At 74.0% G+C, this 20,224-nt stretch carries 20 protein-coding genes; 6 read left to right on the top strand and 14 right to left on the bottom strand.

Annotated elements, in window-relative coordinates; genetic code table 11:
* Positions 1-2: 2 nt before the first annotated feature.
* Positions 3-734 (top strand): hydrogen peroxide-dependent heme synthase, encoded by a 732-nt coding sequence (gene hemQ, locus ACIRFH_RS20950; RefSeq protein ID WP_403522751.1) that lies wholly within the window; start codon positions 3-5, stop codon positions 732-734.
* Between the two features lie 137 nt (positions 735-871).
* Here hemQ and ACIRFH_RS20955 read toward each other — a convergent pair whose 3' ends face one another.
* From ACIRFH_RS20955 to ACIRFH_RS20970, 4 genes are all read right to left on the bottom strand, one after another.
* The gene (locus ACIRFH_RS20955; protein WP_403522753.1) at positions 872-2,464 is read right to left on the bottom strand and encodes an alpha/beta hydrolase; all 1,593 of its coding nucleotides are present in this window, start codon (positions 2,462-2,464) and stop codon (positions 872-874) included.
* 114 nt (positions 2,465-2,578) lie between these two features.
* Positions 2,579-3,373, bottom strand: a complete 795-nt coding sequence (locus ACIRFH_RS20960) for a TIGR04222 domain-containing membrane protein (RefSeq protein WP_403522756.1) — start codon at positions 3,371-3,373, stop codon at positions 2,579-2,581.
* A gap of 107 nt (positions 3,374-3,480) precedes the next feature.
* Entirely contained in the window at positions 3,481-4,794 is a 1,314-nt protein-coding gene (locus ACIRFH_RS20965; RefSeq protein WP_403522758.1) for a DUF692 domain-containing protein, read from the bottom strand.
* Between the two features lie 110 nt (positions 4,795-4,904).
* Positions 4,905-6,050 (bottom strand): FAD-dependent oxidoreductase, encoded by a 1,146-nt coding sequence (locus ACIRFH_RS20970; protein WP_403522761.1) that lies wholly within the window; start codon positions 6,048-6,050, stop codon positions 4,905-4,907.
* A 131-nt stretch (positions 6,051-6,181) separates the two neighbouring features.
* Here ACIRFH_RS20970 and ACIRFH_RS20975 point away from each other — a divergent pair, with 131 nt between their 5' ends.
* Complete coding sequence (locus ACIRFH_RS20975) at positions 6,182-6,769, top strand: TetR/AcrR family transcriptional regulator (RefSeq protein WP_403522764.1); 588 nt, start codon at positions 6,182-6,184, stop codon at positions 6,767-6,769.
* A gap of 30 nt (positions 6,770-6,799) precedes the next feature.
* Here ACIRFH_RS20975 and ACIRFH_RS20980 read toward each other — a convergent pair whose 3' ends face one another.
* The 10 genes from ACIRFH_RS20980 to zapE form a co-directional block, all read right to left on the bottom strand.
* The gene (locus ACIRFH_RS20980; RefSeq protein WP_403522767.1) at positions 6,800-7,519 is read right to left on the bottom strand and encodes a peptidyl-tRNA hydrolase; all 720 of its coding nucleotides are present in this window, start codon (positions 7,517-7,519) and stop codon (positions 6,800-6,802) included.
* Positions 7,520-7,591: 72 nt separating this feature from the next.
* Positions 7,592-7,774: a hypothetical protein gene (locus tag ACIRFH_RS20985; protein WP_403522769.1), complete on the bottom strand. Its 183-nt coding sequence runs from the start codon at positions 7,772-7,774 to the stop codon at positions 7,592-7,594.
* Positions 7,775-7,792: 18 nt separating this feature from the next.
* Positions 7,793-8,656 (bottom strand): polysaccharide deacetylase family protein, encoded by an 864-nt coding sequence (locus ACIRFH_RS20990; protein WP_403522771.1) that lies wholly within the window; start codon positions 8,654-8,656, stop codon positions 7,793-7,795.
* Positions 8,657-8,727: 71 nt separating this feature from the next.
* Positions 8,728-10,245, bottom strand: a complete 1,518-nt coding sequence (locus ACIRFH_RS20995) for an FAD-dependent oxidoreductase (RefSeq protein WP_403522774.1) — start codon at positions 10,243-10,245, stop codon at positions 8,728-8,730.
* 32 nt (positions 10,246-10,277) lie between these two features.
* On the bottom strand, positions 10,278-11,645 hold the full coding sequence (locus ACIRFH_RS21000) for a PhoX family protein (RefSeq protein ID WP_403522776.1): 1,368 nt from the start codon (positions 11,643-11,645) through the stop codon (positions 10,278-10,280).
* 102 nt (positions 11,646-11,747) lie between these two features.
* Positions 11,748-12,521 (bottom strand): slipin family protein, encoded by a 774-nt coding sequence (locus ACIRFH_RS21005; protein ID WP_403522779.1) that lies wholly within the window; start codon positions 12,519-12,521, stop codon positions 11,748-11,750.
* A 135-nt stretch (positions 12,522-12,656) separates the two neighbouring features.
* Positions 12,657-14,135 (bottom strand): SulP family inorganic anion transporter, encoded by a 1,479-nt coding sequence (locus tag ACIRFH_RS21010; protein ID WP_403522782.1) that lies wholly within the window; start codon positions 14,133-14,135, stop codon positions 12,657-12,659.
* A gap of 8 nt (positions 14,136-14,143) precedes the next feature.
* Positions 14,144-14,725, bottom strand: a complete 582-nt coding sequence (locus ACIRFH_RS21015; RefSeq protein ID WP_403522785.1) for a carbonic anhydrase — start codon at positions 14,723-14,725, stop codon at positions 14,144-14,146.
* A 75-nt stretch (positions 14,726-14,800) separates the two neighbouring features.
* On the bottom strand, positions 14,801-15,211 hold the full coding sequence (locus tag ACIRFH_RS21020; protein ID WP_403522787.1) for a hypothetical protein: 411 nt from the start codon (positions 15,209-15,211) through the stop codon (positions 14,801-14,803).
* Between the two features lie 165 nt (positions 15,212-15,376).
* Entirely contained in the window at positions 15,377-16,498 is a 1,122-nt protein-coding gene (gene zapE / locus ACIRFH_RS21025; protein WP_403522789.1) for a cell division protein ZapE, read from the bottom strand.
* Between the two features lie 250 nt (positions 16,499-16,748).
* Here zapE and ACIRFH_RS21030 point away from each other — a divergent pair, with 250 nt between their 5' ends.
* The 4 genes from ACIRFH_RS21030 to msrB all read left to right on the top strand — a co-directional run bounded on the left by ACIRFH_RS21030 (position 16,749) and on the right by msrB (position 20,139).
* Positions 16,749-17,534, top strand: coding sequence for a pyrimidine reductase family protein (locus ACIRFH_RS21030; protein ID WP_403522792.1), 786 nt, complete (start codon positions 16,749-16,751; stop codon positions 17,532-17,534).
* 206 nt (positions 17,535-17,740) lie between these two features.
* Positions 17,741-18,214 carry an indole-3-glycerol phosphate synthase gene (locus ACIRFH_RS21035; protein ID WP_403522795.1) on the top strand — a complete coding sequence of 158 codons (474 nt, stop codon included), beginning with the start codon at positions 17,741-17,743 and terminating at the stop codon, positions 18,212-18,214.
* 105 nt (positions 18,215-18,319) lie between these two features.
* Positions 18,320-19,717: a UDP-N-acetylmuramate--L-alanine ligase gene (gene murC, locus ACIRFH_RS21040; RefSeq protein WP_403522798.1), complete on the top strand. Its 1,398-nt coding sequence runs from the start codon at positions 18,320-18,322 to the stop codon at positions 19,715-19,717.
* A 14-nt stretch (positions 19,718-19,731) separates the two neighbouring features.
* Entirely contained in the window at positions 19,732-20,139 is a 408-nt protein-coding gene (gene msrB, locus ACIRFH_RS21045; RefSeq protein WP_403522801.1) for a peptide-methionine (R)-S-oxide reductase MsrB, read from the top strand.
* Positions 20,140-20,224: the final 85 nt, after the last annotated feature.

Below are 20,224 nucleotides of genomic sequence, written 5' to 3' on the forward strand. Positions count from 1 at the left end.
CCATGAGTGACGACGCCTCCACCGCTGCCGCAGGCCGGATCCCCAACAAGGGCAAGCTGGCCAAGGACCTCAACGAGGTCATCCGCTACACCCTCTGGTCCGTCTTCAAGCTCAAGGACGTGCTGCCCGAGGATCGCGCGGGCTACGCCGACGAGGTCCAGGAGCTGTTCGACCAGCTCGCCGCCAAGGACGTGACGATCCGCGGCACCTACGACATCTCCGGGATGCGCGCCGACGCCGACCTCATGATCTGGTGGCACGCCGAGACCAGCGACCAGCTCCAGGAGGCGTACAACCTCTTCCGCCGCACCAAGCTGGGCCGCGCGCTGGAGCCGGTCTGGTCGAACATGGCGCTGCACCGCCCCGCCGAGTTCAACCGCTCGCACATCCCGGCGTTCCTCGCCGACGAGACGCCGCGCAACTACGTCAGCGTCTACCCGTTCGTGCGGTCCTACGACTGGTACCTGCTGCCCGACGAGGACCGCCGCCGCATGCTCGCCGACCACGGCAAGATGGCCCGTGGCTACCCGGACGTGCGCGCCAACACGGTCGCCTCCTTCTCGCTGGGCGACTACGAGTGGATCCTCGCCTTCGAGGCCGACGAGCTGGACCGCATCGTCGACCTCATGCGCCACCTGCGCGGCTCCGAGGCCCGCATGCACGTCCGCGAGGAGGTCCCGTTCTACACGGGCCGTCGTAAGGACATCGCTGAGTTGGTGGCCGGGTTGGCCTGAGCGGCGGGTGTCGGTTGTCGGGTCGGCCGGGGGTCCGGGGGTTGTCCCCCGGGGGGTGCGGTACGGGCCGTCGCAAGGACATCGTTGAGCTGGTGGCCGGGCCGGCCCGGCCGGGTTCCCGGCAGGAGGGCCGGGACTCAGGTCTCCGGCGTGGGCCTCGGTCGCGGTTCCGGTCTTCCGGCGCAGGACGCGTCCCGCGCCGGGAGGCGTCCGTCCAGCAGGTACGCCTCCAGACGGCCGTCGACGCAGGCGTTGGTCCCGCCCCCGACGCCGTGCGTCCCGGCGTCCCGCTCGGTCACCAGCACCGAGCCCGACAGCCGCCGGTGCAGCTCCAGCGCCCCGTCGTAGGGCGCGGCCGCGTCGCGTTCGGCGGCCAGGACCAGCGTCGGCGGCAGCTCGCCCGGCCCCGTGCGCACGTCCGGCGGCCGCTGCGGGGACGTCCGCCAGAAAGCGCACGGCAGGTGCGTCCACGCGTTGTCCCACGTCGCGAACGGCGCCCGGCGCGCGAGCCGCGTGTGGTCCCGGTCCCACACGCGGAACCCGGCCGGCCAGGGCGCGTCGTTGCACTCGACGGCCGTGCGCGCCGCGCCGGCGTTCTCCGCCCCGGCCGCCTCCTCCTCGGGGTACGGTCCCGCCTGGTCGATCAGCGGCTGCGGGTTCCCCCGCAGATAGGCCGACAGCGCCTCGGCGCGATACGGCCAGTAGACGTCGTCGTACGCCGCCCTCAGGAACGCCCCGTGCAACTGCGCCGGGCCCACCGTGCCGCCCGCGGGCCGCCGCGCGAGCCGCGCGCTCGCCCTGTCGTAGCCGCGCTGCACCCGCCCCGGCGTGCGGCCGAGCCCGTACACGTCGTCGTGCGCGGCGATCCACTCCCTGACGTCCCGCCAGCGGTCCTCGGCCGCCTCCGAGCGGTCCAGGCCGTTGCGGTACCCGACCTGCCGCGGATCCGGGTTCACCGGTGAGTCGAACACCATCCGCCGCACGTGCGAGGGGAACAGCTCCGCGTACAGCGCCCCGAGGTAGGTGCCGTACGACGTGCCCATGAAGGTGAGCTTCCGCTCGCCCAGCGCGGCCCGCACGACGTCCAGGTCGCGGGCGTTGTTGAGGGAGTGGTAGTGGCGCAGCGCGTCGCCCGTCCGCTCGCGGCAGCCGCGCGCGTACGCCTCGGCCTCGGCGACGCGCTCCTTCTTGAACGCCTCGGAGGGCCGTGCGGGGGCGGGCCGGGGCGCCTCGACGACGTGCCCGGGGTCCTGGCAGGACAGGGGCGCGGAGGGGGTGACGCCGCGCGGGGCGTAGCCGACCAGGTCGTACGCCGCCGCGATCCGCTTCCACTGCGGCATCAGGCCGGCCAGCGGGACGTACAGCCCGCCGGCGCCCGGTCCGCCCGGCTGGTGGATCAGGGCGCCCTGCCCCGGCACCTCGCGCCCACCGTGCCGCGGGTCCTTGTGCGTGGCCCGCATCCGGCTGACGGTGAGCCGGATCTGCTCGCCGTCGGGGTGCGCGTAGTCGAGGGGGACGGTGACGGTGCCGCAGCGCAGGGCGGCCGGCAGGTCCTCCGCCCCCGGGCACCTGCCGAACGCGATGCCGGTCTCGGCGGCGCGTGCGGCGGCCACGGTCGTGCCGCGTGCCTCGGGGCTCACGGGTGCCCCCGGGCCCGTCTGGGCCGGGGCGGTGGTGAGGGTGCTCAGCAGCAGGGACCCGGCGGCCGGGAGGAGGGCGGCAGCTCGCATCGGGTGTCCCTTCGGTGCACGGCGGCGACAGAAGGGATGTTTCGTCCGGTGGCCGGACAAGGCAAGCACCGTCCGCGGGTGTCGGCTCCGCACGCGACTTCGGGGGCGCCCGGTTCAGCCCTGCCGCTCGTGGTGCCCTCCGAGGTACTCCTCCCGGTGCGCGAAGGCCGCCCGCAGGTCCGGTTCGCCGATGGCGTGGATGCCGCGCACGGCAACGGAGGTGAGGTACGTCCGCTCGTCCGCCGTGCCGCCGGCCTCCCGGGCGAGTGTGCCGAGCAGCCGCTGTCCGGCCGGGGAGGCCCAGCGCGAGTACGGGTGCACCTCCATCCGCGCGATCGCCAGGGAGCTCAGGGTCAGCACGAGCGGCAGCGCGAACCACAGGGCGATCAGGTGGCGCGGCAGGTCCGCCGGGACGGGCAGCGCCAGCGCGGCGGCGCCCAGCGCGCACACGGTCAGCGCGGCGAGCCGCACCCGCCGGACCCCGGCCGCGATGCTGCGGGCGCCGTCCGGCACGGCGAGGCCCGCGCCGACCAGCCGGTCCGCCAGCGCCCGTACCGCGTCGGCGGTGGCGGCGGCCGCCCGCACCGGCGCTATCCGGGACTGTCCCTCGGGTCCTATGGCCCCGATGACCGACCGCTCCATCTCGTCCCGGCCGCGCGGATCGACGACCGTCGCCCAGCCGGTGTGCGCGAGCAGCAGGCGGCGCTGGCGCGCCATGGACACCATCGTCAGGTCGGCGACCCGCCGAGGGCCGCCGGACAGGAACGCCGCCTCGTACAGCGTCAGCGCGTGCGCACGGCCCGCGGCCCCGGTGTCGGAGGCGGCCGCGCGCACGGCGGCCAGGCACAGCCGCGTGCACGCCAGGCCGGCCACGACCCAGGCCGGCAGCAGGAGAAGGACCCAGAACATGCCGTACTTCTATGCCAAGGGCTTACGCCGGCGCCATGCCCTTTTCACATACCGGGACGCGCCGTCGTCGGTGCGTGACATTCCGCTCGGCGGCGTCCGCGGTCCGCTCAACGGCGCAGCAGCACCCGCCGGGTGGCGCGGGCCCACCGGGCGCCGGGCCGCTCCGGCAGCGGCACCGGCCCCGACCGCTCCAGCCACCACTGCCGCAACTCCCGTCGCGCGCGGGCGTCCCGCGGCCGGTCGTCCCGCAGCAGCCGCTCGGCGAACTCCAGCGCGTCCCGCCGGTACCCGCCGGTCATCGGATGCCCCTGGGCGTACGCGAGGAAGGCGGGCCGGTACCCGGTGCCCAGGATCACCGGCAGCTCCGGCGCGACCTTCGCGACCACGTCCGCGCGCTTCCCGGCGAGCGCCCGCGCCTGCACGCCGAGCCGCACCCGGTCGAACCCCTCGGGCACGGGCGCGCCGGCGACCAGCGCGGACAGCAGCGCGGACTGGGCGAGGGCGAGGCGCTGCCGGACGGCGTCGGTGGCGGGGGACCCCGCCTCCTCCCGCGACGCGGGCGCGGGCGCGGGCCCGGCGAGGACCGCGCCCGACGCCCGCCCCTTCTCCACCGCCGCGCGGATCGCCTCCACCTCGCCCCGCAGTTCGGCCTCCCCGGGGAAGTTCTCGTCGCGCTCCAGCAGCACGCCCGGCGGTGCCACGCGCGAGGCGAGGTCGGTCAGGATGTCGAGCACCGGCCCCGGCACGGGGTGGGCGTGGCTGTCGTGCCAGACGCCGTCGCGCTCGAAGCCGCCCGCGACGTGGACGTAGGCGAGGGCTTCCAGGGGCAGTTCGCGCAGCGCCTCGGCCGGGTCCTCGCCGCGGTTGACGTGGTTGGTGTGGAGGTTCGCCACGTCGATGAGCAGCCGTACGCCGGTCCGGTCGGCCAGCTCGTACAGGAACTGCCCCTCCGTCATCTCCTCGCCGGGCCAGGAGAACAGCGCGGCGATGTTCTCGACGGCGAGCGGTACGGGCAGGGCGTCCTGGGCGACGCGTACGTTCTCGCACAGCACGTCGAGGGCGTCGCGGGTGCGGGGCACCGGCAGCAGGTGCCCCGCCTCCAGGCGCGGGGAGGCGGACAGCGGCCCGCCCGCCCGGACGAACGCGATGTGCTCGGTGACCAGCGGCGAACCCAGCACCTGGGCCCGTTCGGCCAGCGCCGCCAGCCTTCCCGCGTCGGGCCGTTCGGCGCCGCCGAGGCCGAGCGAGACGCCGTGCGGCACGACGGTGACGCCGCGCTCGCGCAGCCGCAGCAGGGATTCCGGCAGGTGCCCGGGGCAGAGGTTCTCGGCCACGGCCTCGACCCAGTCGATGCCGGGCATCCGCTCCACGACGTCCGCGATCTCCGGCCGCCACCCGATGCCGGTCCCCAGTCGCTCCATGGCCCGCTCCTCCCCGTCGGTTCGACGGGGATATGGCCCGGGGCGCCCGGCCCCAACCCCGGAGCGGGCATGTTCAGAGCAATATCTGAGGTTCGCGGTGGCGGTCGTGCTCAGGGCCGGTCGTCGTCGGCGCGGGCGAAGTCGGGTATCTCGTCGGACAGCAGGTGCTCGGCGCCGCCTTCGAGGAGCTTCGCGGTCTCGGTGGAACGGGGGAGCATGGTGCTCTCGTACGTGCGGACGGCCTCCTCGACGGTGGAGGCGCCGGCCAGGGCGAGAGCCAGTTCGGCGGCGTCGAGCATGGCCAGGTTGACGCCGACACCGAGCGGGGGCATGAGGTGGGCGGCGTCGCCGAGGAGGGTGACGGTCGGGTCGTGCTCCCAGGTGTGCGGGACCGGGAGGGCGAAGATCGGGCGGTCGACGTAGTGCCCGTCGTTGTCGCTGATCAGCCGGCGCAGCCCGGGCGCCCAGTGCGCGTACTCGTCGAGGAGGAGGGCGCGGATGCCGTCGGTGTCGTCGGGGGCGAGGCCGCGCTCGCCGAGCCAGCCGAGCGGGACGCGCCTGATCAGGTAGAGGCGGATGTGGTCGCCGGTGTTGCGCTGGGCGAACATGCCGCGCTCACCGTCGGCCGCGGCGGCGCTGCCCGGTCCGACCAGACGGGCGATGTCGGGGTGCCGGTGGTCGACGTCGGAGTACCACGCCTCCAGGAAGCTCACCCCGCTGTACTGCGGCACCGCGGGGGACACGGCCGGGCGGACCCGGGAGAAGGCTCCGTCCGCGCCGATGACCAGGTCGGCCTCGCTGGTCGTGCCGTCGGTCCAGTGCAGCGTGCGCGGCCCGCAGGACGGCCCGCCGACCGACTCGAGGGCGCGGCCCCACCGTACGGTCCCCGGCCGCAGGGAGTTCAGCAGCAGGTCGCGCAGATGGCCGCGGTTGATCTCCGGTTTGAAGAGCTCGCCGTCCTCCGGGACGTGGTGGAAGAGGACCTCGCCGTCCGGGTTCAGCTGGCGCATCTCCTGCCCTTCGGGGCGGGCCAGGTCGAAGAACTCCTGGAGCAGGCCGGCTTCCTTCAGCGCGATCTGGCCGTTGTCGGCGTGCAGGTCCAGGGTGCCGCCCTGGTCGCGGGCGTCCGGGCCCGGGTCGCGGTCGTGGACGGTGACCGCGATGCCGTGCCGCTGGAGGATCCGGGCGCAGGTCAGGCCGCCGGGGCCGGCTCCGATGATGCTGATGCGGGCGCGGGTGGGTGCTGGGGAGGTCATGGCTGCTTCCTCGGGGTCGACGAAGGGCGGGCTGCCCTTCTCGACGTCAGGCTAGATACAAAAGTGCAATGACTCAACTTATTTATCGAGACAATCTTTGTTGTGGTGCAACCGCCGGATATGCTCACCCCATGACCGAGCCCCCTGTCGGCCGCCGCGAACGCAAGAAGGCGGCCACCCGGCAAGCGATCGCCGACGCCGCCCTGCGTCTCTTCCTGGAGCGCGGCTACGACCACGTGAGCATCCGGGACATCGCCGACGCGGCCGACGTGTCGACCACGACGGTGTTCAAGCACTTCCCCGGGAAGGAGGCACTGGTCTTCGACCAGGAGCAGGACCGGGAGACCCGGCTGGTCGCCGCCGTGCGGCAGCGTCCCGACGGCGAGAGCGTCCCCGACGCCCTCCGGCGGCACGTCCTGGACACGTGGCTGCCGATCGAGGCACACCCGCAGCGGGCGGAGTTCAGCCGGCTGGTGGACTCCACGCCCGAACTGAGCGCCTACGCCGAGCGCATGTGGACCCGGCACGCCAACGCCCTCGCCGCGGCCATCGCCGAGGACCTCGGCGTCGACCGCGACGACCTCGCCTGCGCGGCCCTCGCCCGCTACGTCCTGGAGGTCCCCGCCCTGGCCCGCGGCCGCGAGGACCCGCGGGCCGCCGTGGAGACGGTCTTCGACCTCCTCACCCGCGGCTGGAGCCCGCCGGGCCGCACCCGCTGACGGGGTCCCGGCGGGGCTGGTCGGGGCGTCTCACCGCAGCGCCGGATGATCCGCCACCACCGTGCACGAGCCCGGCGCGATCTCCGTGAACCCGGCGTCCCGGACCACCGGCAGCCCGCCCGTCGTGAGACCGGGCCAGCGGGCGGGGTCCGCGGTGCGCACCGCGAGGGGGAAGCCCGCCTCCCGCCAGGCGGCGCGTTCCGCGTCGTCCAGTTCCCACCAGGCGAGCTGGGCGCCGTGGCCGGCCTGGGCCATCGCCTTGCCGGCCGACATGTCCAGGTCCGGGTTCATCCACAGCACGGGGGCCGACGGGTCGGCGCCGGCCGGGGGCTCCGGGTCGTCGAGGTCGGTGCCGGAGACCTGGAGGCGGGCCAGGTCCTTGGGCCAGCCGTCCAGCGGGACCGGCGGGAAGACCCGTACCTCGGCCGCCTTCCCGGTGACCGTGATGCCGGGCAGCGCCTCGGCCCGCCGCCACTCGGCGCCGCGCGCCCGCCGCACCACCTTGCGGATCCGGGCGTCCTGCCAGTCACGCACGGCCTCGGCCCACTCGCCGTCGCCCGTCGACCGCTCGTCCGCGAGCATCACCAGCACCGCGCGCGCCGCGGTCTCCAGAGCGTCCGTACGGGCCGGCGGCGCCGCCCGCTCGATGCGGACGACCAGCGGCAGCACGAACTGCGGCGCCAGGTCGCGGTCGCCGGGCTCGGCGCGGAAGGGACTGTCGGGGACGGGCGTCGTCGGCTCATTGCTCACGCCCACCAGTCTGCCAACCCGCCCGCGGGCGAGGGGACGGCCCCCACGCGTCGCGTGCCGGCCGGGCCGGGGTCACCCGGAGCAGGCGGTCCGCTGGGCCTCCTGCCATTCGCACCGCGGGCAGAGGGTGATCCCCTTGTACGACTCCGGGTGCTCCGTCGGCTCCCGGCACAGCACGCACTCCGCGTACGGCGGTCCGTCCGCCTCGGGCGGCCGGGTCGCGTCGATCAGACAGTAGTCCTCGTCGCTGCTCATGCCTCCAGCGTAGGACGGTCAGCGCCGCCCGCCCGCCGCGTCGATCAGCTCGGACACCTTCACGAAGCGGTAGCCCCGCTCGCGCAGACCGGGCACGATCGTGCGCACCGCCCGCTCGGTCACCGGGGCGGCACTGCGGGTGCAGTGCATGACGACGACCGAACCGGGCCGTACGCCGTCCAGCACCTGCCGGGCCACCGCGTCGGCGTCCGTCGCGAACGCGTCCCCGCTCACCACGTCCCACTGCACGGCGGTGACGCCCGCGGGGGCCAGTTCCCCGAGGGCCGTCCTGTCGTAACAGCCGCCCGGGAAACGGAAGTAGGGCATCGGATCCGGCACCCCGGCCTTCGCGAACGCCGTGTACGCCCGCTCCACGTCCGACCGCATCCGCTCCCGGGGCACGGTCGGCAGGCCGTAGCAGTCGTCCGTGTAGGCGTAGTGGCTGTAGGAGTGGTTGGCGATCTCGAACTGCGGGTCCAGGCCGAGGGAGCGGGCCTCGTCCGGGTACTCCTCGGCCCAGCGCCCGGTCATGAACACCGTGGCCGGCACCTTCAGCCTCCGCAGGGTCGCGATCAGCTGGGGATTGTCGAACCGTTCGCCCGCCGCCGCCCGGGGCCCCTCGTCCGCGGTCATGTCCGCGTCGAAGGTGAGGGCGACGATCTTGCCGTCGGCGCGCGGGCCGTGCTCGAAGACGGGGGTGAGGCCCGCCGGACCCGGCGCGAGGGTGGGCGGCCGGGAGGGGGCGGCCTTCGACGGGCCGGCGGAGGCGGACGGTGCCGGACGGGGGGCCTGCCGGGATTCGGCGGCCCCGCAGGCGGCGAGGGCGACGGAGGCGGCGGCGACGGCGCACAGTGCGGTGGTACGGCGTACAAGAAGGATCACCACACGAACGTATGAGTGCGGTGGTCGGTTTGTACGACTATGTGTCGTGTCGTGTCCGAGAGGTCACCCGGTCAGATGTCCCGCCGCTCCAGCGGTTCGGTCGCCGGGCCCTGGATCACCGTGCCGTCCGTGGCGAACCGCGAGCCGTGGCAGGGACACTCCCAGGCGCGTTCCGCCGGGTTGAAGTCGACCAGGCAGCCCAGGTGCGTGCAGCGCGGGGAGACCGCGTGCAGCGCGCCGTCGTCGTCCCGGTGGACCGCGAGACGGTGGCCGTCGACCCGGACCACGGCCCCCTCGCCGGGCGGCAGGGCGTCCACCGGGGGAGCGGGCTTCAGCCGGTCCCCGACGAAGTGACCGGCCACCTGCGCCTGTGTCTTCAGGAACCGCGGCGCCTCACGCACCTGCGTCTTCAGCCGGCGCGGGTCGTACAGCCCGCTCCAGGCACACTCCCGGCCGGTGATCTGCGCGCTCAGCAGCAGGCCCGCCATGACACCGCCGCTCATGCCCCAGCCGCCGAACCCGGTGGCCACGTACGCGTGCCGCGCGCCCTGGTGCAGCGGGCCCACCATGGGCACGGTGTCGGTGGGGTCGATGTCCTGCGTGGCCCAGGCGTGGGTGAGGTCCACGCCGGGGAAGCGGTCGCGGGCCCAGGCCGAGAGCCGGTCGAACCGCTCGCGGGTGTCCCCGGTGCCGGGCGTGAAGTGCTGGCCGGTGACGATCAGCAGCCGCCGGCCGTCCTCGAGGGGCGCGGTGCGCACCGACCGGGTGCCCTCGTCCGGCGTGATGTACATGCCGTCGACGTCCCGGGCCGCTTCGACCGGCCCCGCCACGACCAGCTCCCGGCGCGGCGAGAGCCGGGCGAACAGCAGCGCCCGGTCGAAGATCGGGTAGTGGGTGGCGACCACCACGTCCCGGGCGGTCACCGTCGCCCCCTCCTCGGTCGACACCCGGCACGGCTCGCCCTCGTCCAGACCCCGCACGGTGGTCCGCTCGAAGATCCGCCCGCCGAGCGACTCCAGCGCGTCGGCGAGGGCCAGCAGGTACTTGCGCGGATGGAACTGCGCCTGCCCGGTCACCCGTACGGCGCCCGCCACCGGGAACGGCAGCCCGGTCCCGGTCACGAACGACGCCGGCAGCCCCGCCTCCGCGGCGGCCGCCGCCTCGGCCCGCAGCTCGTCCACCCGGTCCGCGTCGCACACGTACGTGTACGCGTCGCGGGTCTCCCACTCGCAGTCGACGCCCAGCTCGTCCACCAGGGCGGCGGCGTGCTCGACCGCCTCCGTCTGCGAGCGCGCGTACAGCCGGGCGCCCTCGGGACCCCGGGTGCGGCGGAGCCTGTCGTAGACCAGCGTGTGCAGGACGGACACCTTGGCGGTGGTGTGACCGGTGACGCTCGCGGCGATCCGCCCGGCCTCCAGCACCGCCACGCTCCGTCCGGCCCGCGCCAGCTCGAACGCCGTGCTCAGCCCGGCGATCCCGCCGCCGATCACCGCGACGTCGGCCTCGATGTCCTCCGTCAGGGGCGGGCGAGGGGCACCCGGCGCCGTTTCCAGCCAGTACGAGCCGCTGACCTGCGCGTTCTCCGTCATGCGGCGCCGGGTACCCCGCGTTCACACCGTCCTCACCTGCGCCAGGGGCCGGTCACCGCGAAGGTCGTCCCCGGGGTGTAGCAGTTGACGTACATGGTGTCGCCGTCGGGTGAGAACGTGACCCCGGCGAACTCGCCCCATTCGGGCTCCTCGGCCGTGCCGATGTTCTGCCGCCCGCGGGCCATTGCGTAGACCTCGCCGCGCCGGGTCACCCCGAAGACGTGCTGGGCGCCGTCGCCGTCCTCGCAGACCATGAGGCCGCCGCTCGGTGCCAGACAGATGTTGTCCGGGGACTCGCCGGGCAGCTGCACGTCGGTGTCCGGGCCGAAGACGATCACCAGGGTCAGGCGGCGGCGGTCCGGGTCGTAGCGCCAGATCTGGCCGTAGTGGTCGCCCGCCGAGCCCTCGGCGCTGCGGGCGAAGGACGACACGAAGTACACGCTGCGCCCGCCCCAGTAACAGCCCTCCAGCTTCTGCGCGTGGGTGATGCCGCCCCGCCCGAAGTCCTGGTGGCGGATCGGCGTCGAGGTGGCCAGCGGGTCGGGTACGTCGACCCACTCGATGCCGTCGAACTCGGCGCCCGTCTCCTGGATCGAGGACAGGTCGGGCACGCCGGGCACGCGCATCGCCTGGAGCCGGCCGCCCGCGCGCAGCGAGCCCGTGCCGCCCAGCGGCTTCTCGGGCAGGAAGCGGTAGAAGAGCCCGAAGGGCCGCTGGAAGGCGTCCTCCGTCTCGTACACGACGCCCCGCTTCGGGTCCACGGCGATCGCCTCGTGCTGGAAGCGGCCCATCGCGGTCAGCGGCACCGCGCCGGTGCGGTGCGGGTCCACCGGGTCGACCTCGAAGATGAAGCCGTGGTCCTTGGTGTAGCCGTTGGTGCCCGCCTTGTCCTCGGTCTCCTCGCAGGTCAGCCAGGTGTGCCACGGGGTGGGACCGCCCGCGCAGTTGACGGCCGTCCCGGCGATCGCCACCCGCTCGTCGAGGACGCGGTTGCGGGAGTCCAGGGTCAGCGCCGTACAGCCGCCCTTGCCCGCCGGGTCGTACGTCAGGCCCTGGACCGTGGGGACGGGGACCCTGCCGGTGGCGCGGTTCTCGTGGTTGCGGACGAGGTGGACGCGGCCCTGTCTGCCGGGAAAGGCCGCCATGCCGTCGTGGTTGGACGGGACCGGGCCCTCGCCGGAGCGCAGCTGGTCGCCCTCACGGGACAGGACCCGGTAGCGGAATCCTTTCGGCAGGTCGAGCAGACCGTCGGGGTCGGGCACCAGGGGGCCGTACCCGGTGTGGCCGAGGGACTGTGCGGCGGCGGTGCCCGCGAAGAGTTCGGAGAGGGCGCCGGTGAAGGCGATGCCGGCTCCGAGCGCACCGGAGCGGGCGAGCACCTGACGTCGTGTTGCGGACATGGGGCAACCTTCCTGCTGGCGGACAGGACTGTGACCCCGCTGTGTCTATCACCTGCCGGGAGTCCCGGGAACCACGCGCGTAGCACGTGTCACCGGTCGTCATCACCCGACGGGCCGCTCCTGGGCCTTCTCCAGGAACCGCAGCAGCTCCACCGGGAAGGGCAGGACCAGCGTCGAGTTCTTCTCCGCGGCCACCGCCACCACCGTCTGCAGCAGGCGCAGTTGCAGGGCGGCGGGCTGCTCGGACATCTGCTCCGCCGCCTCGGCGAGCTTCCTCGACGCCTGCAGCTCGGCGTCGGCGTTGATGATCCGGGCCCGCCGCTCGCGGTCGGCCTCGGCCTGCCGCGCCATGGAGCGCTTCATCGTGTCGGGCAGGGAGACGTCCTTGATCTCGACCCGGTCGATCTGCACGCCCCAGCCGACCGCCGGGCTGTCGATCATCAGCTCCAGGCCCTGGTTGAGCTTCTCCCGGTCGGAGAGCAGGTCGTCCAGATCGCTCTTGCCGATGATCGACCGCAGCGAGGTCTGCGCCATCTGCGAGACCGCGAACCGGTAGTCCTCGACCTTGACGAGGGCGCTGGCCGCGTCGACCACCCGGAAGTACACGACCGCGTCGACCCGCACGGTCACGTTGTCGCGCGTGATGCCCTCCTGCGCGGGCACCGGCAGCGTGACGATCTGCATGTTGACCTTGTGCAGCCGGTCCACGAACGGGACCACCATCGTGAACCCGGGCGGACGCACGTCACCCGCGAGCCGCCCGAGCCGGAAGACCACCCCGCGCTCGTACTGCTTGACGACCCGCGCCGCCGAGACGACGTAGAGCACCCCGGCACTTCCGACGGCGGCCACCGCGGTCAGCAGCTCCTGGAGCATGGCGGCCTCCTCGCCCAGAGGTCCGATTCGTCTGCTCCTGCAACGATATGCCCGGTGCCCGGTCCGGGGCCATGCCCGCGGGCACGCCCGGAACGGGCACCGGTACGGGCGCCGGGTACGGGCGCCGGACGCGGGTTACGCCGCGGCCCCGGCCGGTTCCGTGACCTTCACCGGGTCCGTGCCGGCCGCGCTGTGCCGCTCGGCCCAGTTCTCCAGCGCGGTGCGGCAGGCGTGGTCCAGGTGGTGCAGCCCGGACAGGTCCAGCTCGACCGGGCGGTCCTGCGGGAGTGCCTCCAGGCTCTCCAGCAGCTTCGGCAGCCGAAGGAAGGTCGCGTTGCCCGACAGGTGCGCCTGGACGGGACCGGCGCCCTTGTCGACGACCTCCAGCCTGAGGTGCGAGGCCTCCCAGGCGGTCTTGGCCACGGACAGGGCCAGACCGATCAGCACGCCCTCGAACATGTTCACCGCGACGATCGACACGGCCGTGACCACCAGGATCAGCGCCTCGCCCCGGTGCCCGCGCCACAGCGACACGATGCCGCGGAACGGGATCAGCTTCCAGCCCGCGTGGACCAGGATGCCGGCCAGCGCGGGCAGCGGGATCAGCGCCAGGGCGGACGGCAGCAGCGCGGCGAACAGCAGCAGCCACACGCCGTGCAGCACCCGGGACGCCTTGGTCCGCGCGCCGGCGCCGACGTTGGCGGAACTGCGCACGATGACCGCGGTCATCGGCAGCGCGCCGAGCAGACCGCACACCGAGTTGCCGGCGCCCTGCGCCATCAGCTCCTTGTCGTACTCGGTGCGCGGGCCGTCGTGCAACCGGTCCACCGCGGCGGCGCTGAACAGGCTCTCCGCCGACGCGATCAGGGTGAAGGCGACGATCGTGCCGAGGAACCCGACGTCCGCCAGCTCGCCGAAGGCGTCGGCGCCGGGCGGCTGGACCGAGTCCAGCAGGCCGTTCACCTCGACGGTCGCCACCGGCAGTCCGAAGACCGCCGTGACCGCCGTGGCCAGTCCGACCGCGGCCAGCGCGCCCGGCACGGTCCGGACCCGCTCCGGCAGCCGCTTCCACAGCACCATCACCGCGACGGTGCCCGCGCCGAGGGCGAGCGAGGTCAGCGCCTCGGTGCTGCCCAGCGCGTCGGCGGCGGCCCCGGGCAGCCCGATGATCTTGTCGATGCCCGAGGCGGGCGCCTCGAGCCCGGCCGCCGAGTACAGCTGGCCGGCGATCAGCACGAGGCCGATGCCGGCCAGCATGCCCTCGACGACCGACAGGGAGATCGCCCGGAACCAGCGCCCCAGCCGCAGGGCGCCCATCGCGAGCTGGATCAGCCCGGCGGCCAGCACGATCACGCCGAGCGCGGGCAGCCCGTAGGCGTCGACCGCGCCGAGGACCAGCACGGTCAGGCCGGCGGCCGGGCCCGACACCTGCAGGCTGCTGCCCGGCAGGAACCCGGTGACCAGGCCGCCCACGATGCCGGTGACGAGGCCGAGTTCGGCCGGGACGCCGGAGGCGACGGCGACGCCCACGCACAGCGGGAGGGCGACCAGGAAGACGACGAGCGAGGCGGTGAGGTCCTGCCGCCAGTGCGGGAACCTGGATATCGCGTTCACGGCGCGGCTCACAGGGTCTCGAACGCGTCGGTGTTCGCGCGGTGCTGGCGCACGGTTCCGGTGTGGACCTCGTAGTACCAGCCGCGCAGCCGCAGCCGGCCCTCGGCCAGCCGCCGCTCGACGCACGGGTAGGAGCGCAGCCGCAGCAGCTGGGCCAGGACGTGGTGCTGCACGGCGTCGGCGACCGTGGGGTCGGCGGGGTCGCCGGGCTTCGGCTCGTCCGCGGCGTGGGCCAGCCAGTCGCGCACGGCGGGGACGGCGGTCAGGTCGTCACCGCGCACCAGCGCGCCGACGGCGCCGCAGTGCGAGTGGCCGCAGACCACGATGTCGCCGACGCCGAGCACCTCGACGGCGTACTCGATGGTGGCCGCCTCGCCGCTGGGGCGCCCGGCGCCGTACGGCGGGACGATGTTGCCCGCGGTGCGCAGCTCGAAGAGCTGGCCGGGCCGGGCACCCGTGATCAGGGCCGGTACGACCCGGGAGTCGGAGCAGGTGATGAACAGGACTTCGGGCGACTGGCCTTCGGCGTGCCCGGCGAACTCCTCAGGGCGCTGTCCGAACGTGCGGGCGTTGTCGATGAGGGGCTGCATGATGGGTCATTCCTCCTGGCGCGCAGTGGGGGCGCGTCGGATCGGGACGGACGGAGTGCGGGAGAACTCCGTCGCTCAGCAGCGGAAGACCTGGAGGGCCGCGGGGGAGCGGTCGGCGGCGGATCTGGAGCGGCGCTCGTGCGCGCGGCCGGGCGGCGCCTGCTCGGGTGCGGTGGTGGTGCGCTGCCCGGAGAGCGGGCGCTCGGGGGCCTCGGGTTCGGGTGCGGCGGTGGCGCGGTGCCGGTCGCGGACGCGTACCGGGCCCTGCGTGTTCCCGGAGCGGCCGGGCTCGTGGCAGCTGACGGTCTCGTCGTGCAACGCCGTGCCGGTGGGGGCGACCCCGGTGAACACCGACTGGGCATGGACCACGGCATCACGGCTCGTGTGCGCGGCTGCGAAGGACGAGGCGGGTGCGAAGAACGGGAGGGCGAACAGGACGGCGGCGAGGAGCGGAAGCAGGATCCGGGCCGTCGTACCTCGGAACATGCGCCCCCCTCCCGGCAGTTCACGCCTCTTGTGCGTACCAACGCTTGGTCAACGCTTGGTCAAGAAACACGTTAACCCCGCAAGGCCGTTTGCGGGGTTAACGCGGCGTTACGAGGCGAAGAGAGCCTGAAAACCGAGGCCGGTCGGCGAGAAACGGACGGTGGGTCAGTCCGCGTCGACGAGGCGTGCCGCGTCCCGGGCCAGGGCGGTGAGCCGGGAGATCGCCCGGAAGTACTTCTTGCGGTAGCCGCCCTTCAGCATCTCCTCGCTGAACAGCCGGTCGAAGGGCAGCCCCGAGGCCAGGACGGGCACCTCGCGGTCGTAGAGCCGGTCGGCGAGGACGACGAGCCGCAGGGCCGTCGACTGGTCCGGCACCGGGCGGACCCCGGTCAGGCACACGGCCGAGACGCCGTCGGTCAGCGCGCCGTAGCGGCTGGGGTGGACGCGGGCCAGGTGGTCGAGGAGCGCGGGGAACGCGTCGAGGGAGGCGCCGTCGGTCTCGTGGGCCGCCCGGGTCACCTGCTCGTCGGAGTACGGCGCCGGGGCCTCGGGCAGGCCGCGGTGGCGGTAGTCCTCGCCGTCGATGCGCAGGGCGCGGAAGTGGGCCGACAGGCCCTGGATCTCGCGCAGGAAGTCGGCCGCCGCGAAGCGGCCCTCGCCGAGCTTGCCCGGCAGCGTGTTGGAGGTGGCGGCGAGCGCCACGCCGGCCTCCACGAGGCGTCCGAGCAGTGTGGAGACGAGGACGGTGTCGCCCGGGTCGTCGAGCTCGAACTCGTCGATGCACAGGAGGCGGTGCCCGGAGAGGGTCTGCACGGTCTGCTGGAAGCCGAGGGCGCCGACCAGGTTGGTCAGCTCCACGAAGGTGCCGAAGGCCTTGCGGGAGGGCTCGGCGGGGGTGGCGTGCCACAGGGAGGCCAGCAGGTGGGTCTTGCCGACGCCGTAGCCGCCGTCGAGGTAGACGCCGCGGGGGCCGGCGGGGGGCCTCGGGGCCTTGCCCCGCCCGAGGCCGAAGAAGCCGCGCCTGCCGGTGCCCGTGCCGGGGGCCTCGCCCAGTCCGGCGGCGAAGCCCTCCAGGACCCGGACGGCCTCGCTCTGGCTGGGCTGGTTCGGGTCCGGGATGTACGTGCTGAAGCGGACCGAGTCGAAGCGCGGGGGCGGCACCATCTCGGCGACCAGGCGGTCCGCCGGGACGTGCGGCTCGCGGGCGCACAGGGACAGCGGGGGCGCCCCGGCTATCGGGGTGGAGCCGGAGGGGGCGGAACCGGGGGCGGGGGAGGAGGACGACACGGTGGTCAATGGTAGGGCCTGTGCGGGGGGCGTCCGGTGTGGTGGTGCGGGCGCCGGTGCCGGGGGCCCGGCGTGGTGGCGGGGCAGGGTGGGGCGCGTGGCCCGGCGCCGACGGGGGCCTCCCCCGGAGGGGGGTGCCTCCAGAGCCCACCCGTGCCGCCCCAGCGGCACGACCCCAGTGGCACTCCCGCCCGCGGCCGGGGCGGCACGGGCGGGGTTCGGCGGTGGGTGGCGTGGAACACTGCACGGCATGCGACGTCTGTTCCCTGTGACCGATCCGACAGCAGAGCGCGACTCCGCCGGGGCCGACCGGGAGTGGAGCCTCGCCGAGCTGGCCGCCGCCTACGCGTACCCCGGGCCGGACGCGCGGCAGGGGGCCTGGCTGCGGGCCAACATGGTCTCCACCCTCGACGGGGCCGCCCAGCACGACGGCCGCTCCCAGCCCATCTCCAGCGCGGCCGACATGCGGATCTTCGGCACCCTGCGGGCGCTCGCGGACGTGGTGGTCGCCGGCGCCGAGACCGTACGCCAGGAGGGGTACCGGCCCGCACGCGCGCGTGCGGAGTTCGCGGAGCTGCGGCGGGCGGCCGGACAGGGTCCGGCACCGGTGATCGCGGTGGTCAGCGCGAGCCTGGAGCTGGACTTCTCCCTGCCGCTGTTCACCTCGCCGCTGGTGCCCACCCTGGTCCTCACCGGCGCCGCGGCGGCCCCGGACCGGGTCGCGGCCGCCGAGAAGGCCGGCGCCCGGGTGGTGATCGCCGGCGACGGCGTCGGCGTGGACCCCGCCCGCGCCGTCCGCGCGCTCGCGGAGCTCGGTCACACCCGGCTGCTGACCGAGGGCGGTCCGCGGCTGCTGGGGCAGTTCATCGCGGCCGGCGTCCTCGACGAGCTGTGCCTGACCGTCTCCCCGATGCTCACCGCGGGCGACGCGCAGCGGATCGCGGGCGGGCCCTCGGTCGAGGTGCCGCGGCGGTACGCCCTGGCGTCCCTGTTGGAGGAGGAAGGTTTCCTCTTCAGCCGGTACCGGCGCGACTGAGTCACGGCGACGGAGGCCCGGACAGAGGTTCGGCCGTTAGCGCGCGGTTGCGAACCATGAGCGGAATCAGTCATTCCGCTTAGTTCGCACCGGGCACACTGATTCCGGCAGTACCCGTGCGATCACGGGGAAGGATGGTTTCCGCAGGGTCCGGCACGCCTGCGGAGGGTGGGCCCACGGGCCCTCGAAGGAGAATGGGGCGCCTGGTGTTCACAAGCGTTTTGATGATCGAGAAGGCCCTGACGTCCGCCGACGTGGAGTTCGTCACCACCTTGCACGGGGACGAACCGGTCGCCTTCCACGTGCTGCTCCAGCCGCGCGGCGACCAGGCCGACCGGCTGCTGCGGGCCATCGACGACGTCGCCCTCGGCGAGCTCGACGAAGCGGTCCGCGAGGGCGAGACCCCGGAGGGGGAGGAGGCGCTGAGCGTCGGGCAGCGGGCGCTGGAGGTGTCCCTCACGGCCCTGCGCGCGTCCGGCGCCGAGGCCGTGGGCAGCCTGATCGAGGACCACCCGCTGGACGCGCTCAGATCGCTCGTCGAGGAGACCGGCGCCGACGAGGTGATCGTCCTGACCGACCCGCACTACGTGGAGGAGTTCTTCCACCGGGACTGGGCCTCGCGGGCCCGCCACAAGGTCGGCGTACCGGTCCTGAAACTGTTCTCCCACAGCAAGGCATAGGCTGGGGCCGCGCCCCCGCCGGGGGCGCGCCCACCGCCGTACCGGCCGCCGGCACCCGCCGGCACCACGTCGTACCCACCCGTGACACCTCTGGGAGAACAGCGCATGGCACCCGGCCTTCCTACCGCCATGGACCGACCGCACTTCATCGGCATCGGCGGCGCCGGGATGTCGGGCATCGCCAAGATCCTCGCCCAGCGCGGGGCCGCGGTGGCGGGCAGCGACGCCAAGGACTCCGCGACCGCCGAGGCGCTGCGCGCGCTGGGCGCGACCGTGCACATCGGGCACGCGGCGGAGCACCTCGCCGACGACGCGAGCTGCGTCGTCGTGTCGTCGGCGATCCGCGAGGACAACCCGGAGCTGGCCCGCGCGGCCGAACTGGGCATCCCGGTCGTGCACCGCTCCGACGCCCTCGCCGCCCTGATGGAGGGCCTGCGCCCGCTGGCGGTCGCCGGCACCCACGGCAAGACCACCACCACCTCGATGCTGGCCGTCTCGCTGTCCGAGCTGGGCCGCGGCCCGTCGTACGCGATCGGCGGCGACCTGGACGCGCCCGGTTCCAACGCCCTGCACGGCGACGGCGAGATCTTCGTCGCCGAGGCGGACGAGAGCGACCGGAGCTTCCACAAGTACGCCCCCGAGGTCGCCATCGTCCTCAACGTGGAGCTGGACCACCACGCCAACTACGCGTCGATGGACGAGATCTACGAGTCCTTCGAGACCTTCGCCGGGAAGATCGTCCCCGGCGGCACGCTGGTGGTCTCCGCCGACCAGGAGGGCGCCCGGGAGCTGACGCGCCGGCTGGCCGGTTCGGTGCGGACGGTGACGTACGGCGAGGCGGAGGACGCCGACGTGCGCGTCCTGTCGGTCGTCCCGCAGGGCCTCAGGAGCGAGGTCACCGTGCTGATGGACGGCGCGGAGCTGACCTTCGGGGTCTCCGTCCCGGGCCGCCACTACGCCCTCAACGCGGTCGCCGCCCTCGCCGCGGGCGTCGCCCTGGGCATCCCCGCCGCCGAGCTGGCCCCCGCCCTGGCCGCCTACACGGGCGTCAAGCGGCGCCTCCAGCTCAAGGGCGAGGCGGCAGGCGTGCAGGTCGTCGACTCCTACGCGCACCACCCCACCGAGATGACGGCGGACCTGGAGGCCATGCGCGCCGCGGTCGACGACGCCCGCATCCTGGTCCTCTTCCAGCCGCACCTGTTCTCCCGCACCCAGGAGCTCGGCAAGGAGATGGGCCGGGCGCTCGCCCTGGCCGACGCGTCGGTGGTCCTCGACATCTACCCGGCCCGCGAGGACCCGATCCCCGGTGTCACCAGCGAGCTGATCATCGAGGCCGCCCGGGCGGCGGGCGCGGACGTCACGCCGGTCCACGACAAGGACGCGGCGCCCGCGGTGGTCGCGGGAATGGCGAAGGCCGGTGATCTCGTTCTCACCATGGGCGCGGGCGACGTCACCGACCTCGGACCGCGCATCCTGGACGAGCTGTCGAGCAAGGCGAAGTAAGGGGCTGAGGACTCATGGCGTACGACGTCGAGAAGCCGGACGAGCAGTGGCGGGCGGAGCTGGCACCGGCCGAGTACGCCGTGCTGCGGCAGGCCGCCACGGAGCCCGCCTTCACCGGTGAGTACACCGACACCAGGACCGAGGGCGTCTACTCCTGCCGCGCCTGCGGCGCCGAGCTGTTCACCTCGGAGACGAAGTTCGCCTCGCACTGCGGCTGGCCGTCCTTCTTCGACCCGAAGGACACCGACGCGGTGGAGCTGATCGAGGACCGCTCCCACGGGATGGTGCGCACCGAGGTGCGCTGCGCCCGCTGCGGCTCCCACCTCGGTCACGTCTTCGAGGGCGAGGGGTATCCGACCCCGACCGACCAGCGGTACTGCATCAACAGCATCGCGCTGCGGCTGCGGCCCGCCGATTCCTAATGGAGTTGTCAAGCGGCCTGCGTGACGGACGGTATCGGTTCGTAGCACCTTCCGTCACGAAGCAGGGCCCACAGGACGTTGACCC

This window comes from Streptomyces sp. NPDC093586, assembly GCF_044764905.1.
GTDB lineage: Bacteria > Actinomycetota > Actinomycetes > Streptomycetales > Streptomycetaceae > Streptomyces.